Origin of the sequence: Niveibacterium sp. 24ML, from assembly GCF_026586805.1 — a bacterium.
Taxonomy (GTDB): Bacteria; Pseudomonadota; Gammaproteobacteria; order Burkholderiales; family Rhodocyclaceae; genus Niveibacterium.
Genome location: NZ_JAPFHA010000011.1, coordinates 133,570 through 147,981, shown reverse-complemented (window position 1 = coordinate 147,981; position 14,412 = coordinate 133,570). Strand labels below are relative to the sequence as shown.

At 62.7% G+C, this 14,412-nt stretch carries 15 protein-coding genes; 8 read left to right on the top strand and 7 right to left on the bottom strand.

Translation table 11 applies throughout. The annotated features are described in order from the left end of the window. Positions 1-225 precede the first annotated feature (225 nt). The 5 genes from OPU71_RS11555 to OPU71_RS11535 all read right to left on the bottom strand — a co-directional run bounded on the left by OPU71_RS11555 (position 226) and on the right by OPU71_RS11535 (position 3,826). On the bottom strand, positions 226-1,350 hold the full coding sequence (locus OPU71_RS11555; RefSeq protein ID WP_267728129.1) for a hypothetical protein: 1,125 nt from the start codon (positions 1,348-1,350) through the stop codon (positions 226-228). 237 nt (positions 1,351-1,587) lie between these two features. Continuing rightward, the gene (locus OPU71_RS11550; protein WP_267728128.1) at positions 1,588-1,902 is read right to left on the bottom strand and encodes a DUF2164 domain-containing protein; all 315 of its coding nucleotides are present in this window, start codon (positions 1,900-1,902) and stop codon (positions 1,588-1,590) included. Positions 1,903-2,081: 179 nt separating this feature from the next. After that, positions 2,082-2,468: a VOC family protein gene (locus tag OPU71_RS11545; RefSeq protein ID WP_267728127.1), complete on the bottom strand. Its 387-nt coding sequence runs from the start codon at positions 2,466-2,468 to the stop codon at positions 2,082-2,084. Positions 2,469-2,656: 188 nt separating this feature from the next. Next, positions 2,657-3,379 carry a hypothetical protein gene (locus tag OPU71_RS11540; RefSeq protein WP_267728126.1) on the bottom strand — a complete coding sequence of 241 codons (723 nt, stop codon included), beginning with the start codon at positions 3,377-3,379 and terminating at the stop codon, positions 2,657-2,659. A gap of 72 nt (positions 3,380-3,451) precedes the next feature. Beyond that, on the bottom strand, positions 3,452-3,826 hold the full coding sequence (locus OPU71_RS11535) for a hypothetical protein (protein WP_267728125.1): 375 nt from the start codon (positions 3,824-3,826) through the stop codon (positions 3,452-3,454). Positions 3,827-4,444: 618 nt separating this feature from the next. Here OPU71_RS11535 and OPU71_RS11530 point away from each other — a divergent pair. The 8 genes from OPU71_RS11530 (at position 4,445) to OPU71_RS11495 (ending at position 12,782) form a co-directional block, all read left to right on the top strand. Next, positions 4,445-6,574, top strand: coding sequence for a YgiQ family radical SAM protein (locus OPU71_RS11530; protein WP_267728124.1), 2,130 nt, complete (start codon positions 4,445-4,447; stop codon positions 6,572-6,574). Positions 6,575-6,598: 24 nt separating this feature from the next. After that, positions 6,599-6,952: a YkgJ family cysteine cluster protein gene (locus tag OPU71_RS11525; protein ID WP_267728123.1), complete on the top strand. Its 354-nt coding sequence runs from the start codon at positions 6,599-6,601 to the stop codon at positions 6,950-6,952. A 44-nt stretch (positions 6,953-6,996) separates the two neighbouring features. Then, complete coding sequence (locus tag OPU71_RS11520; RefSeq protein WP_267728122.1) at positions 6,997-7,638, top strand: Crp/Fnr family transcriptional regulator; 642 nt, start codon at positions 6,997-6,999, stop codon at positions 7,636-7,638. Positions 7,639-7,856: 218 nt separating this feature from the next. Beyond that, a complete protein-coding gene (locus OPU71_RS11515; RefSeq protein ID WP_267728121.1) occupies positions 7,857-8,537 on the top strand; it encodes a GNAT family N-acetyltransferase in 681 nt (226 codons plus the stop codon). A 181-nt stretch (positions 8,538-8,718) separates the two neighbouring features. After that, complete coding sequence (locus OPU71_RS11510) at positions 8,719-9,393, top strand: GNAT family N-acetyltransferase (RefSeq protein WP_267728120.1); 675 nt, start codon at positions 8,719-8,721, stop codon at positions 9,391-9,393. 461 nt (positions 9,394-9,854) lie between these two features. Further along, the gene (locus tag OPU71_RS11505) at positions 9,855-10,682 is read left to right on the top strand and encodes a crotonase/enoyl-CoA hydratase family protein (protein ID WP_267728119.1); all 828 of its coding nucleotides are present in this window, start codon (positions 9,855-9,857) and stop codon (positions 10,680-10,682) included. A gap of 104 nt (positions 10,683-10,786) precedes the next feature. Further along, positions 10,787-12,031 (top strand): hypothetical protein, encoded by a 1,245-nt coding sequence (locus OPU71_RS11500; protein WP_267728118.1) that lies wholly within the window; start codon positions 10,787-10,789, stop codon positions 12,029-12,031. A gap of 175 nt (positions 12,032-12,206) precedes the next feature. Next, positions 12,207-12,782, top strand: a complete 576-nt coding sequence (locus tag OPU71_RS11495) for a hypothetical protein (protein WP_267728117.1) — start codon at positions 12,207-12,209, stop codon at positions 12,780-12,782. 248 nt (positions 12,783-13,030) lie between these two features. Here OPU71_RS11495 and OPU71_RS11490 read toward each other — a convergent pair whose 3' ends face one another. Next, positions 13,031-13,504 carry a hypothetical protein gene (locus tag OPU71_RS11490; RefSeq protein ID WP_267728116.1) on the bottom strand — a complete coding sequence of 158 codons (474 nt, stop codon included), beginning with the start codon at positions 13,502-13,504 and terminating at the stop codon, positions 13,031-13,033. A gap of 157 nt (positions 13,505-13,661) precedes the next feature. Continuing rightward, a complete protein-coding gene (locus tag OPU71_RS11485; RefSeq protein WP_267728115.1) occupies positions 13,662-14,375 on the bottom strand; it encodes a pseudouridine synthase in 714 nt (237 codons plus the stop codon). Between the last annotated feature and the right edge of the window lie 37 nt (positions 14,376-14,412).

Genomic DNA, 14,412 nt, shown 5'->3' with positions numbered 1-14,412 from the left:
CCCCAGAGTCGTCAAGAACCGAGCACACAAATTTCCGACGAAAAAAATGCCAGACAGCGGTTAACTGACTGGCATTGCCCTGATGGGCGGCTTTTGCGCTTCTGCGCCAACTTTGGCGGTGGGGCTACAGCGCCGTCCACCGACGAGTTTGATATGCAGTTTGCAATCCTAGGCTTGTGTTGGGCCTCTCAAGTTCAGCCCAACCGACCGGGCTGTCGTTGGGTCTCAATGTCTCGGTTTTGGAAGCATTTCATCCTTGATCGGATCATATCGACCATTCCAAGAGCAGTTCTCACAGCGAGGTTCGATCAACGCGTCACACCGCATTGATCTGGCGTTGTCGTTGTCCAAGAAACCTTTAGAGATGAATATTCGTTTGTCGGGAACTTCTATTAGCTTGGCGAGTGCTGCGCATGTCTTCAGGTGTTCTACTCCTGAGCAGTCATAGCAAATATGGTGCAAAACTTGTGTGTTTACTCTCTTGCTGCTAGATCTCTCTGCGATCATCTCAATGATCTGAAGGCTCTCATGTGGGCGAGGGAGGATGCCACCAGTGAGTGCGCGATAGACATGGATATTGAGCGGAGCCGAGCCGGCGCCGTATATGTTGGTTTCTGTTTTCCATATGTTTGGATTGGCACCATTCTCAAGAAGGAATCTAATAGTTTCTGGATCGTTGCAGGCTTGAAGTCCGTTCTCTCTTCCCCAACCAGCATTCACATTGGCGCCATTTTCCACTAACAGTTTGTACACAGCACGCGTTCGCTCTACGTCTGTGGGTGTTCGTTCTTCATTGAAGAAGTTTGTCAGGCCCTTTCTGTCAGAGCTAAGATAAAGACAGCGCATGAAAAGGGTAGTTGTGCCCGCGCTGGTCCTGGAAAAGAAAGGATCAGACGGGTCTGCGCCGATTGCATTAAGGAAGTCGTCCATTTCTCGCCGACTTCCGTTTGGGTCTGCACCATTAGTGAGAAGATACCTTGCGTTCGAAATGTTTCCCGCTGAGGTTGCCAGGTCGAGAAGCATGACCTCGTAACAGCCAGACCATGCGTTGATGAACTTGGTGCGAAGAATAGACCGGGGCGCTGCTTCTGGTGGTTTAAAGCTCTTCTTTAGCAATTTGGAAAGCATGTTGCGGTTCTGGTGGCGGGCTATTACATGCTGCCTCCATCGGTCGATGACCTTGTCGATCTCCGCTTCAAGCTCGCTTGGTTTTCCGTCAATTGCAGCACGCTCCAAGGCAAAATTCCCACATTCAGAGCCGGCTCCAGAATATGCAAAAACCAGAGACGAATTTAGTGATGCAATTCCAGCTATAAATACAAGCGCCAATTTCTGCATGATGTACCGCATAGATGCTAGTTGCTCCAGATATGCGCTAGGTAGGTTGGGCTGAATGAAACGAAGCCCAACGCGGAGCGTGGCAACAGAACCCACTCGCGCGCTTCGCCCCGCTCATCCCTAGCCCCTCTTGCTGCGTGTCTTATCGAACTGCCGCCAGCCTGGTAGGGCGGGCCCGCCGAAGGCGAACCTGCGCGGGCCCCACATTCGCCCAACGGTGATCGCAGGAAAGGCGGGTTACGCCTTTGGCTAACTCGCCCTACGCCAGAGGTTCTCCCCCGATCGTCTTTGGCCCCTTTTGGCGCGCGCATTTTCGAACTTCCGCCAGTACGTGAAGACGTCTTCCTGCACTTCAAATTCGAGGTCGTCGAGGCGTGCCTGCATCCGTGCGCGGGCATCTGCAACGGCCTTGTTGTAGATGCTGGGCCCGATCTCTTCGAGAAAGAAGTTCAGCAACGTGCCCGCCGTCATGTTGCCGATCGGCGCTTCCATGTTCTCGCTGAAGTAGCGCTGGATGGACTCGATGGCCTGCTGGCGGTCGGGTTTGTCGAGTTCAATCGTCATCGCGGGCTTTGCTGAACGGTGGGGTAGAGGGCTGGGCGTCGATGCGGTGTGGCGCCGCTGCAGATGATGCCGCAAGGCGTGTGGGCTGCCTACCCTGTTACCCGGCCGCGTGGCATCAGCTGTTTCACCGCCGCCGCAGCCACCACCTGCGCCAGCACTGCCGTCCGCGTGAGCGTTCATCAAGCGCCGCTGTGGCAGACCGCTTCGATGTTGTAGCCGTCGGGGTCGAATACAAACGCGGCGTAGTAGCCGGGGTGATAGTGCGGGCGGGGCCCCGGCGCGCCGTTGTCTCGGCCGCCCGCGGCCAGGGCTGCCGCGTGGAATGCGGCGACTTCGGCTGCGTTGCGGGCGCGGAAGGCGATATGGCTGCGAGGCACGAAGGGATCACCGAGCGAGATCCAGAAGTCGCCACCGGGGTCCTTGCCTGCGCGTTGATCGCCGTCGCCGAAGCCGATGGCGTCCTTGAGTTCCAGGTGCGGGGTGTAACCCAGCGTTGCGAGCACGCTGGCGTAGAAGTGCTTGCTCCGTGCGAGGTCGGTAACGTTGATGCCGGTGTGGTCGATCATGGTGGGTGTTCTCTGAATGGGTGAGGGCAGGCCAAGTGCTTTCGCCAGCATTCGGCGCACCCGGGGTGCCCACGCCGGATGCTATGCCCGCGCAGTAGCAGGGCCAAGCATGTTGTCGGCGCCCCCATGAAGCTGCAGCCGTGCTTTGCCCGATAGGGCTGGCGCCTTCATGTCTGGCGGCTCTTGCTTCAGCAGCCGCATGCCGCCTCTCGGCCCACCGATTGCGCGGCCTTGCGCAACAGCTTTCCTTCCCCGGCGCCGGATGAGAGGTACAGCCGCTCGTCGAAGCCGCAGTTGTCGTCGGGGATGCTGAGCAGCAGATCCAGCATGCCGTCGCCGTCCAGATCGCCCGCCCAGTGGATGATCGGCGTGGTGTCGCCGCCGTAGTGGCCTTCTGGCGCAGTGCTGAAGAGGAACTGCTTTGTCGTGCCGTCGCTCAGGTGGTAGCGCTTGTAGCCCTCGGGCGTTTTGACCCACGAAAGGGTGAGCGGCCGTGTGCTCCACGGCATCACCCATTTGCCGAGCTTGCTCAGCCGCGGTTCCGGTAAGGACTCGGCAGGATCACCGCTGGCCCAGTACCAGGACACCACTTTCCCCGCGTTAAGCGCCATGTCTGGAAACAAAGCCAACGGCGCGCCGTCGGTGGCGAGCACATCCAGCGCTTCGTCCTCATCAAGCACGTTGCGCGCGGTCCCCGTTTCGATGCGCAGTTGCGCCGGCTTGAGCGTGCATCCTGCCTTGTCGCAATAAAACCCTTGCCACGTCGCGGCGCGCGGGAAGCTGCGTTGCGCGTACTGGCGGCCCGTCTCGATGACCAGGCGCGGGAGCTTGTTGTCGGACGCCTGCGGCAGTGCCGGGGCAGACGCCAGCGCCAGTGCGATACCAAGAAGCGACAAGCTTATGCGGTGCATTGTTGATCCCAAAAAGAGGGCGCTCGGACAGGCCGCCCGTTGGGGAGCATGTTGCGCCGAACGCCGACCTTGTCATCGCTCGGACGCGACGCGCCTGAACATCTCAAGCGCCGCGTTCTTGTCCATCACGCCGCGCGGGACAACGAGTGTCGTCGCGGACACTGCAGCGGCTTTGCTTGGCGACGTTCCGAGCGTTACCGCAACGCCGTCTTCCGAAACGCTGACCTCTGAAATGTTGCGCACATTCACCAGCAGCGTCTGGCGCATCAGCGGCGTCGACGACACCAGCACTTCGACAAAACCGGGCCAGTTGCTGGGCTTGATGTCGTCCTTGGCGGTGGCCCGGATCGTTCGCATCGTCGCGCTGCCGGTGGCTGTTTCGGTTAGCTGTGCGTCGGCCCAAGCTGGCGCCGACAGCAGAAACGCGACGCTAAGTATGGTTTTCATCGTCGAGTTGAATCTCCAAGAGAAGCTCGCATACAGCCCGGAATGTCTGGTGCTACGCGATTCGCAGCGCAGTGGGCGGGCACTGGGCCGGATTCTCCCACTCAGCGGGCCCGGTCCAGCACGACCTTATCGCAAGCCCGATCTGCGCGGCACCAGCCAATCGCTGGACGCACTGGATCGGCCATCGCCGGTGTCCAGAAGCGGATACTGTACTTTACATAATACAGATTATGCGCTTTTGAACTAATCTACACGGGGTTGCGATGAGTGTCGATCAATCCCTCTCAGCCACGAATCCCACGCTCGTGCGCTGAATCGACGCCACTCAACTGTTCGCACGCGCTTGCACTCGGACGCGATCAAGCGCCCGCTCGTTACCTGAGCCGATCCGGCGCAGCGCGTTGTGGTCGAAAGAAGCGCCCGGCTTGCAGCTGTAATCCGCGCACACCAGTGCTATGTCCATGATCACAAAGCGGTTTCTCATAAGGCTCGGGGAACATATTCCTGTGGTGTGCGGTCCTTTACCGTAAAATGCGCCCCCTCATGCAAACCACGCCACTTTCGCTTCAAGCTTACCCGCGCGTGCGCAAAATCAAGCGCCGTGCGCCGTTCCTGCCCATGACCCGCGCCGAAATGGACGCACTGGGCTGGGACGCGTGCGACATCATCCTGGTGACCGGGGACGCCTACATCGACCACCCGAGCTTCGGCATGGCGCTGATCGGCCGCGCGCTGGAGGCCCAGGGCTTCCGCGTCGGCATCATCAGCCAACCCGATTGGACTTCGGCCGAACCCTTCCGGGCGCTGGGTCGCCCGGCGCTGTTCTTCGGCGTGACCGCCGGGAACATGGATTCGATGATCAACCGCTACACGGCGGACCGGAAGATCCGTTCGGACGATGCCTACACGCCGCATGGCGAGGCTGGGAAGCGCCCCGACCGCGCGGTGACCGTGTATGCCCAGCGTGCGCGCGAAGCCTACCCGGACGCGAACATCGTGATCGGCTCGATCGAGGCAAGCCTGCGCCGCATCGCGCATTACGACTACTGGTCGGACAAGGTTCGCCGCTCGGTGCTGCCCGATTCCAAGGCCGACATGTTGATCTTCGGCAGCGCTGAACGCGCGATCGTCGACCTCGCGCACCGCCTCGCCGCGGGCGAAGCCATCGAAACGATCCGCGACCTGCGCGGTACGGCCTTCATGGTCAAGCGCGGCTGGAAGCCTTCGGAAGAATGGGTCGAACAGGACTCCACCGAGCTGGACCGGCCGGGACGCATCGATCCGCATCCCGATCCCTACGCGATGGAGCCTCAGCAAACCGCCAGCGCGCCGAACGCCGATGGCTCGATGCCGGTGCGCATCGTGCCCGCGGCCGAGCGCGTCGCAGCCCGCAAGGCACAGCGTGCGAAGACGGTGATCCGGCTGCCCGCCTTCGAGCAGGTGAAGGACGATGCGGTGCTCTACGCGCACACCTCGCGCGTATTCCACCTCGAATCCAACCCTGGCAACGCGCGTGCGCTGGTGCAGGGGCATGGCGATCGCGACGTATGGCTGAACCCGCCGCCGCTGCCGCTGAGCACCGAGGAGATGGACTGGGTCTTCGACCAACCCTACGCCCGCGCGCCGCACCCGGTGTATGGCGATGCGCACATCCCGGCGTGGGAGATGATCCGCTTCTCGATCAACATCATGCGCGGCTGCTTCGGCGGCTGCACCTTCTGTTCGATCACCGAGCACGAAGGCCGCATCATCCAGAGCCGCTCGCACGAATCGATCCTCAAGGAGATCGAGGAGATCCGCGACAAGATCCCCGAGTTCCGCGGTCACATCACCGACTTGGGCGGCCCCACGGCCAACATGTACCGCATGGCCTGCAAGGACCCGAAGATCGAGTCCTCGTGCCGGCGCCTGTCATGCGTGTACCCCGGCATCTGCGAAAACCTGAATACCGACCACTCGTCGTTGATCGAGTTGTACCGCAAAGCGCGCAAGATTCCGGGGGTGAAGAAGATCACCATCGGCTCGGGCCTGCGCTACGACCTCGCAGTGCGCTCGCCGGAATATGTGAAGGAGCTGGTGACGCACCATGTCAGCGGGCTGCTGAAGATCGCGCCCGAGCACACCGAAGACGCCCCGCTGTCGAAGATGATGAAGCCTGGTATCGGCACCTACGACCGCTTCAAGCGCCTGTTCGACAAGTTCTCGAAGGAAGCGGGCAAGAAGCAGCACCTCGTGCCCTACTTCATCGCCGCCCACCCCGGCACGCGCGACGAAGACATGCTCAACCTCGCGCTGTGGTTGAAGGCCAACGACTTCCGCCCCGACCAGGTTCAGACCTTCACGCCGACACCGCTGGCGATGGCGACCGCGATGTACCACACGCGCAAGAACCCGCTGCGCAAGGTCAGCCGCGATTCCGAAACGGTGGAGACGGCCCGCTCCGGCGTGCAGCGCAAGCTGCACAAGGCCCTGCTGCGCTACCACGACCCGGCCGGGCACGAGCTGATCCGCGACTACCTGCAGGCGATCGGACGTGACGACCTGATCGGCAATGGCCCGCATCATCTGGTGCCGCGGGCGGCCCCGGCGCGCCTGCAGCGCGGGGCGGGAAAGCCGCGCACAGGCAATGACTTCGTGCACGCCATCACACCGAACAAGGCGCCCGGAACCAACCTGCGCGGCAGACCGGCTCGCGGCCCGGCAGCGCCCGCAAAACCCCGCGTGGCGCCGCGTAAGCCTGGCAAATAGAACCCCACACGCATTCATTGCCGTATGAGTTCCCACACGACAAGCCTCAACCCTTGCCTGAGTTGTGGCGCTTGCTGCGCCCACTTCCGGGTGTCGTTTTACTGGTCAGAAGCCACGGCCAAGGGCCTGCCGGAAAACCTGACCGAGCAGATCAACACATTTTTTGCTTGCATGGCCGGGACGAACGACCCCCATGCGCCCCGTTGCATTGCGCTATCCGGCCAGATTGGTGTGGCCGTGGCGTGCCAGCATTACGAAATGCGGCCCGAGGCCTGCAAGGATGTAGAGGCAGGGGACGAGAAATGCGCGCGTGCCCGCGCCCGGCACGGCCTGCCACCCTTGCCGACCGCTCAAGATCACGCCGCCACGGCGCAGTGAGCTTGGGTTATCGTCGCGGATGAACCAGCAGAGAAGAAGAAACCATGAAAAACGCCTCAGCTTCTCAGACCACCCTTCAGGATGAACTGCTTCAGGCCATGGCGGAGCACGGCGGTGCGCGGAGTTTTCCGGCGCACGCCATCCTGATCAATGAAGACGACGACAGTGATTCGCTCTTCATCATTGTCAGCGGGCGGGTGAAAGTCTTTGGCGCTTCTGAAAACGGCCGCGAGATCATCTACAACACACTTGGCGCGGGCGAGTACTTTGGCGAGATGTCGCTGGATGGTGGCCCGCGCTCGGCTTCGGTGATGACGCTTGAGCCGACCACCTGCGTGGTGGTCCCCGGCAGTCGCGTGCGTGACTTCCTTGGCAAGCATCCGGACTTCGCGCTGCATCTGATCCGCAAGCTGATCGCGCTGGTGCGCCGGTCCACCGATAACGTGAAAAGCCTGGCGCTCGACGATGTGTACAGCCGGGTTGCCCGCCTGCTCAACGAACGGGCGCGCGAAGAGAACGGCAAGCTCGTCATCGGGGAAAAACTCACCCAGCAGGACATTGCCGATCATGTTGGCTCGTCGCGCGAAATGATCAGCCGCATCTTCAAGCAGCTCACCCAGGGCGGCTACGTGGCGGTTGAGGGCAAGCACATCACCCTGCTGAAGAAACTGCCCTCGGGCTGGTAGCGGAGACCTGCTCCGCTCCGCGAAGCCGCCTTTATGGCGGCTTTGTCAATTCCGGTGAATGTGAATTTGTCACAAGATTCGCGCGCACTTGTTTGGCGCGAAACCAGGAACCGCTCGCTAGAGTCTGGCCGTATGCCATGCAGATTGCAGGCATTGAAGCTTCCGCGCCGGCCCTTCAATTTGGGGCCGGCGGAGACCAGACCATGCAAGCCAGAGCGATGCGTCAAACCTATAACATTCATGCCTACCCTACGCACCTCATCAACAGCATCGAATTGGCGAACGGCAAGCGGATCACGATCCGCCCTGCCCTCCCGCAAGACGCTCCGCTCGAACAGCAATTCTTCGAGCGCCTTTCGCACGATTCGCTGAAAGATCGCTTCAACGGTTGCGCGCCCGTTGCGCAGTATTCCAAGGTGGACTACGTCACGCGACTGGGGCTTGTGGCAACGGTGTTTGAGGGTGATGTCGAAATCGTGATTGCGCAGGCCAGCTACCGCCTGATCGACGAGGACACCGCTGACTTTGGCCTGGCCGTGTCGGAAGCATGGCGCCGCATAGGCATCGGGACACGCCTGGTGGACACGCTGGCTGCAGCCGCCAAGGGGGCGGGCGCGCGCTGGCTGATCGCTGAAGCCTTGCCGGGCAACATCGCAATGCTTGCCTTGATGCTCCGCTGTGGCTTCACGGTGGGTGAGCATCCTGCCGATCGCGGCCTGGTGCAACTGCAACGCCGCGTTGTGGCGCCCGGCGTGGAAGGGCGCGTGGTGCATCGCTCGGGCGAATTCCTCGCCGCATTGCGCGCGGCGCTACCCCAGTGCTTTGAAGCCAGCGACGTAAAGACCGGACTTCGGCTCGCGCAGGCGAGCAGCGGTACCGCGGGCCCGAGCGGGCGTTGATTCGCAAGGACCAAGCGAAGTCGTCACCCGCGAGGCGACCTCGCCTGGTCCGTGAAAAAGTCACAAATTCGCCGCGACTTTCTCCGGCGAGCCAATCCCTGCCGATCTTTAAAGTTTGCCCATGCCCTGAACCAAAACGCTCAGGGTCATCAGAGCAAACAGGAACGCAGCGGAGAGACTCATGAAAGCCATCTCACACAGCACCGGCAGCACGGCCTTCAACATCCACGCCTACCCGGCGCAACTTTTGAGCGCCGTTGAAGCTTCCATCGACATTACCGGCGACATCATCATCACGGCCAGCTGCAATGCGGCCCCGATGCACTCCCATGCCGGTGATCAGCCCCGGGAAGGCAAGTTTGCCCGCTGCGAAGGGCTTGACAGTGGCGTCGCCCCCCAGATCCAGGCCCAACTGACCTGTCTTGACGATGCCCGTCAGCAGGGCTTCGTCCTCACCGCGCAGATTGACGGCCAGGAAGAGCTGGTCGCCGATGCCTGCTTCGTCGTTATGGACGATGGCGAAAGCGCCGAGTTCGCGCTGGCCGTCAGCAAGGCATGGCGAGGCAAGGGCTTTGGCTTGAAGATGCTGGAATCCATCTGCACCGCCGCCCGTCAGGCCGGCGTGCAGCGGCTCTGCAGCGAGGTTGCGGTGGGCAACGGCGCGATGCTTGCGCTGATGCTGCGCAGCGGATTCTCAGTGCGCTCGATCCCGGGGGACGATCGCTTTGTCCGCGTTGAACGCACGCTGGCGCAAAGCCCCTGCGCATACCGCTTCGCCCGACGTACCGCCCAAGCGGTAGAAGCCTTCACCCACACTTGGCCGCAGTGGTTGCTGCCGATCCGCTTCGCGCTTTGATGCTGCCACCGCCACTCGGCGTATGCCGAGGGCGTGGCGCGTTCTGAATACGCGATTGCGTGCTTCGCGCTGCATGTAATCGACCCGCTCACGCAAGGCCGGCGAGCGGCGTACCCGCAGGTTCTGGCCCGTGACGCATGCTCGCCGGCGCGCTTCGTCGCGTTGAACCTCTGCGCCGTCGTGTTCGCGCGTGGCTCGCAACGGGCGCAGCGCTTGAGCCGAGTTGCCTGACCGCCCTGGATTCAAACGCGTAGTTTGCCGATACCGCTCAGGCGCATCGGGTGACGGCCCTGGCCGGATCAAACGCTTTTCCGGGTGACGACACCGTAGCGCGCGGCCGTTTGCGGCCCCGCGGCGGCGTGATAGCGTTGCGGCCACACAAGCAAACCACGCACCGCCGCTGCGGGCGTCCCCCCTCGTTTGCGCCGATCCCGATCATCCAACGACGGAGGCCTCGCGCCATGAGCCATGACATCCCCGCATTGCAGACCATCAGCATCACCACCGAAGGCGCCGTTGCGCGCGTCACGCTGAACAGGCCCGACAAGCTCAACGCGCTTAACGATGTAATGTGGCCGGAGTTGCGCCAGGCCTTTGAGTGGGCCGACAGCACGCCGAGCGTGCGCGTCGTGGTGCTGGGCGGCAACGGCCGCGCCTTCTCCACCGGTATCGATCTGGCCATGTTGGCCGGCCTGCGGGAGCGCATCGCCCATTCGGACGCGGCCCGCAGCCAGGAACTGCTGCGCCGCGTGATCCTCGATCTGCAGGATTGCGTCAGCAGCATCGAACGCTGCCGCAAGCCGGTACTCGCCGCGATCCATGGCCCCTGCATCGGCGGCGCGGTGGACATCATCAGCGCCTGCGACATGCGCTACGCGAGCGCCAACGCGGTCTTCTCGGTGAAGGAGATCGACATCGGCATGGCGGCCGACGTGGGCACGCTGCAGCGCCTGCCGCGCATCATCGCCGACGGCATCGCGCGCGAACTGGCCTACACCGGGCGCGATGTAGCAAGCGATGAGGCAGCCGATATCGGCCTCGTGAATCGCGTGTTCGCCACGCCCGAAGCCTTGCAGCAAGGCGTGGCCGAGATCGCGCAGGCGATTGCAGCGAAGTCGCCGCTTGCGATCCGCGGCGTGAAGGAAATGCTCAACTACGGCCGCGACCATTCGATCGAAGACGGCCTGCGTTACATCGCGAGCTGGAACGCCTCTGCCCTGCTATCGGAAGACATGCAGGAGAGCGCGCTGGCGATGATGCAAAAACGGGCGCCGCGCTACCGCGACTGAGGCCGGCACCAGAAAACGCACACGCCTCCCGCATCACTTCTGGCATTCCGCGCAATGCGAACCAGAATTAAGCGGGGAACCCGCAAAAAACAAAGGGAGGGGTCATGCGTCGCACCATCATCGCTGCCGCGATTGGCAGCATCGTCATGGGTCTGTCCGGTACCGCCGCTGCGCAGAGCAAACAGGCGAAGTCGGCACAGGTGGTGAAACCGCCGGTGGCACAGGCATGGATTGATGTCGCCACCTTCTCGGGAATGATGGGCGGTATGCCCGGCGCCAGCGTGATGGAAGGGCTCTCTGGCCTTTTCGGCGGCAAGAAGGACGCCGGCAACCACTTCGGCATGACGCAAGCGGGCAGCACCGGCCGCTGGCTCGACGTAACCCTCTACACCCGCAACAACCCGGCGCTGGCCGAAGGCGCGCAAGCGGTACCCGCCGGCAGCCTGCTCGCACCGAGCCTCACGCTGATCGCGACGCCGCCCGAAAAGCCGCGCCCGGTGCCGGAAACCGATGACGAAGTCAGCGAACCGGAACCGATGGAACGTCCCAAGGGCAAGATCCTGTTCTTCTGGGGCTGCGGCGACACGGTGCGCAGCGGCCAGCCCAAGGTACTGGACATGGCGCAGGCCTCGCCCGACGCCTTCGCAAAGTTCTTTCAGGCGCGCCGTGCCACGCAGCGCGGTGCTCACCAGGCACCCGGCAGGCCGGTGTGGCCCAACCCGAAAGACGCGCGCAAGGTGCCTGAGGGGGCTTCGCTGGTCGGCGAACACGCCTTCTCTGGCGAGGGCGTGCCCGCCAGTTTCAAGCTGCAGATCGCCAGCCAGCAAGACTTCATGCCGCAGATCAACCTCAGCCAGCGCGATGCGGGCACTTCAACCCAGCTCGAATGGGCTGCGCTGCCCACGGCGCGCGCTTACTTCCTCTCGGCGATGGGCGCGCGTGGTGAGAACGAAATGGTGATCTGGTCATCGAGCGAAGTCCCCGAAACGGGTTTTGGCCTGATGGACTACCAGACCAACCCGGCGGTCGACCGCTGGCTGGGCGAGAAAGTGTTGCTGCCGCCCGCCACGCTCAAATGCGCAATCCCGAAAGAAGTGTTTGGCCAGGGCGGCGCCATGCTGCGCATGATCGCCTACGGCAGCGAAGCCTCGATGGCCTACCCGCCGCGCCCCACGAACCCCAAGATCGCGTGGGAGCCCGAATGGTCGGCGCGCGTGCGCGTCAAATCAGTCGCCAACACCATGCTTGGCATGCCGGGCATGGGCGATGCAGGCCGCGGGGATGTGAAGCAAAAGCCGGCCGAGGAACCCAAGCCGCTTGATCTGCTCAAGGGGCTTTTCGGAAAGTAGGCAAGGCATGCTGATAAACCGTCGGCGGCGCGCGGTATCAGAGCGCACCGGGCCGACAGCGGTGTGTGTTCAACGGAACCAGGCCTGCGTTTGCTCGACCGACCCGGGGCGTCTTGCACCAGGGGATTGCGCTGCGGAGTGCAGGCCAAACTCACGGAATGAACGAGGGAAAACAATGAGACCGAGTATTGCCAACTTGTTGGCCGCCAACCACGGCACCATGACGATCCGAAACCTGCGCCAGAACGACCGAAGCAGCGGGCTTGCTGTGTGCCGCTCGCAAATTGCGCTGAGCGGTGCGGGCAACGCACTGACATTGGACGGAAACGGGGGCGGCGATGATCCGGGAATGTGGGTGCACTACCTTGAAACGCGCGCTTCCTATGGCATTGCGGCCGGTGGCGAAACCTGGGCGGCAAGCGGCCCGTTCAGTGGTTGCCACATCGCGATCGGGCAATGCGAGCAAGGGGTGTATCTGGCCCACATCGCCCAGCAGTCCGGATCGCACGCTGACGAACAATGGCGCGGTCGCGCTCTGCGGGGCGAAGTCACCTGGGGGCGCTGGAAGGTGCCCGTGCCCTCCTTCGACTTCTTCTCGAACAGCGTGGTTTTTGTGGATTGGTCGCGTGGTAACGCGCCAAACGCGATCAGCGTGGTCCGCGTCGACCTGCGAACCGTGCGCATGGCCAGCTTTGACGACGGCGCGATGGAGATCTTCAATGTCGTGCATCTGGTGAATCCAGACGGCTGATTTGCGCCAGACTGCAGCGCGCAAGGATGCAGCGCGCAAGAATTCAGCGTTTTAGCAGCACGCACGCTCATGGCAGACCTTGCCAACCCGGATCGCGACGTTGGCCGCAGGGTGGAGCCTGCGCCCTGAAAGCGGTCTGCTGACCAGGACCGGCCCCCGATTGAGCCAGCGATGCTGTGTCGGGCGGCCGGACGTATCCCGGATGCCCCGGCCGCGCGGCGGCCGAAGCGGGAAGCCTCGCAGTGCGCCTACTTACTTGCGGCCGGCGGCGCCGCAACCTGGCATTCGACCTGCATTTCCCTGCACACGCGAAGCACGCCCCTGACTGCGACCGAGCTGCCCGACTTCGCGGACGCGGCGCTGTTGGACACGATCAACAGTTGGCTGAGCTTCTCATCCACCGGCGTGACCTGCATGCCCGCGAGCCACGTTCCGTCGGAGATTTCGAGCGTCAGCGCTTCGTCGTTCTGCCGTGTGAGGCGGTATTCGGCGCTGGCCTTCACGACGGAGACCGCCTTGCGATACACGTCCTCGGGGTGCGCAGCAAGCATCACGGTTGCGGAGTCGTATCCCGTCTCACGCCCCTCCGAGGCTTCGCTGGCAAGCTGTCGAACCACCCCAACCGCCTTCTTGGCAGCGAACACCCATTGCGCATGCGCAACGCCGTTGCCAGAAACAAGCAACAGTAGAACCAGGGCCACACGACGAGAAACATGCTGCATTGCTCACCTCGCTTGCTTCTTACATTGAAGGCTCGGTCCCGCCAGCGTTTTCACACGCGCGGGTGCCAATACGCCGCACGAGTCTACACGTGTGGCATGTGCTTTTGCACCAGCGGAATCAGCGGGTCGCCGCCGAATCACGAAGCCCGATTCCCCTTCAGGTTTGCCAGCCAAAACGTTCGACCAGTTGCCTGAATTCGCCTTGAAGCGGCGCGACCAATTCAATCGGCAACCCACTGCGCGGGTGACGCAGGCTCATCGCGGCGCAGTGAAGCAGCAGACGGCGGCAGCCGAACTGCTCGCCGAACATGCGGTTGTGTCTGCCCTTGCCGTAGGTGGCATCACCGATCACGGGATGCGAGATGTGTTTGAGGTGACGGCGGATCTGGTGGCGGCGGCCGGTTTCGGGTGCGAGTTCGACCAGCGCGTAGCGGCTGCTCGGGTGGCGGTCGTCGGGGATCGGTAGTTCGATGGTGGCGAGCCGGCGATAGCCGGTGCGCGCTTCCTGCGGCGGCGTGAGGGCGTCGACCTGCATCTCGTATTCGTCACGCACGATCTTCAATGGATGTTCGATCATGCCCTCGGCGTCGGGCCAGCCGCGAACTACGGCAAGGTAGCGCTTGCCGACTTCGCGCGTTTCAAACTGCGCGCCGAGTGCGGCGGCGGTATCGCGATCGAATGCGAACACCAGCACCCCAGAGGTGCCCTTGTCGAGCCGGTGCGCCGGAATCACGCGGCGGCCGATCTGGTCGCGTAGCAATTGCACCGCAAAGCGGGTTTCGTTGCGATCGAGGATCGAGCGGTGCACCAGCAAGCCTGGAGGCTTGTCGATCACCACCAGATCGTCGTCATGAAAAAGAATGGAGAGCATCTAGCTTTAGTGTGAGTGATGATTCAAGGCGCTTGAA

Coding starts and splice junctions, on each gene's coding strand:
- OPU71_RS11555 (WP_267728129.1), bottom strand. CDS start 1,350: ATGCGGTACATCATGCAGAAATTGGCGCTTGTATTTATAGCTGGAATT.
- OPU71_RS11550 (WP_267728128.1), bottom strand. CDS start 1,902: ATGACGATTGAACTCGACAAACCCGACCGCCAGCAGGCCATCGAGTCC.
- OPU71_RS11545 (WP_267728127.1), bottom strand. CDS start 2,468: ATGATCGACCACACCGGCATCAACGTTACCGACCTCGCACGGAGCAAG.
- OPU71_RS11540 (WP_267728126.1), bottom strand. CDS start 3,379: ATGCACCGCATAAGCTTGTCGCTTCTTGGTATCGCACTGGCGCTGGCG.
- OPU71_RS11535 (WP_267728125.1), bottom strand. CDS start 3,826: ATGAAAACCATACTTAGCGTCGCGTTTCTGCTGTCGGCGCCAGCTTGG.
- OPU71_RS11530 (WP_267728124.1), top strand. CDS start 4,445: ATGACCCGCGCCGAAATGGACGCACTGGGCTGGGACGCGTGCGACATC.
- OPU71_RS11525 (WP_267728123.1), top strand. CDS start 6,599: ATGAGTTCCCACACGACAAGCCTCAACCCTTGCCTGAGTTGTGGCGCT.
- OPU71_RS11520 (WP_267728122.1), top strand. CDS start 6,997: ATGAAAAACGCCTCAGCTTCTCAGACCACCCTTCAGGATGAACTGCTT.
- OPU71_RS11515 (WP_267728121.1), top strand. CDS start 7,857: ATGCGTCAAACCTATAACATTCATGCCTACCCTACGCACCTCATCAAC.
- OPU71_RS11510 (WP_267728120.1), top strand. CDS start 8,719: ATGAAAGCCATCTCACACAGCACCGGCAGCACGGCCTTCAACATCCAC.
- OPU71_RS11505 (WP_267728119.1), top strand. CDS start 9,855: ATGAGCCATGACATCCCCGCATTGCAGACCATCAGCATCACCACCGAA.
- OPU71_RS11500 (WP_267728118.1), top strand. CDS start 10,787: ATGCGTCGCACCATCATCGCTGCCGCGATTGGCAGCATCGTCATGGGT.
- OPU71_RS11495 (WP_267728117.1), top strand. CDS start 12,207: ATGAGACCGAGTATTGCCAACTTGTTGGCCGCCAACCACGGCACCATG.
- OPU71_RS11490 (WP_267728116.1), bottom strand. CDS start 13,504: ATGCAGCATGTTTCTCGTCGTGTGGCCCTGGTTCTACTGTTGCTTGTT.
- OPU71_RS11485 (WP_267728115.1), bottom strand. CDS start 14,375: ATGCTCTCCATTCTTTTTCATGACGACGATCTGGTGGTGATCGACAAG.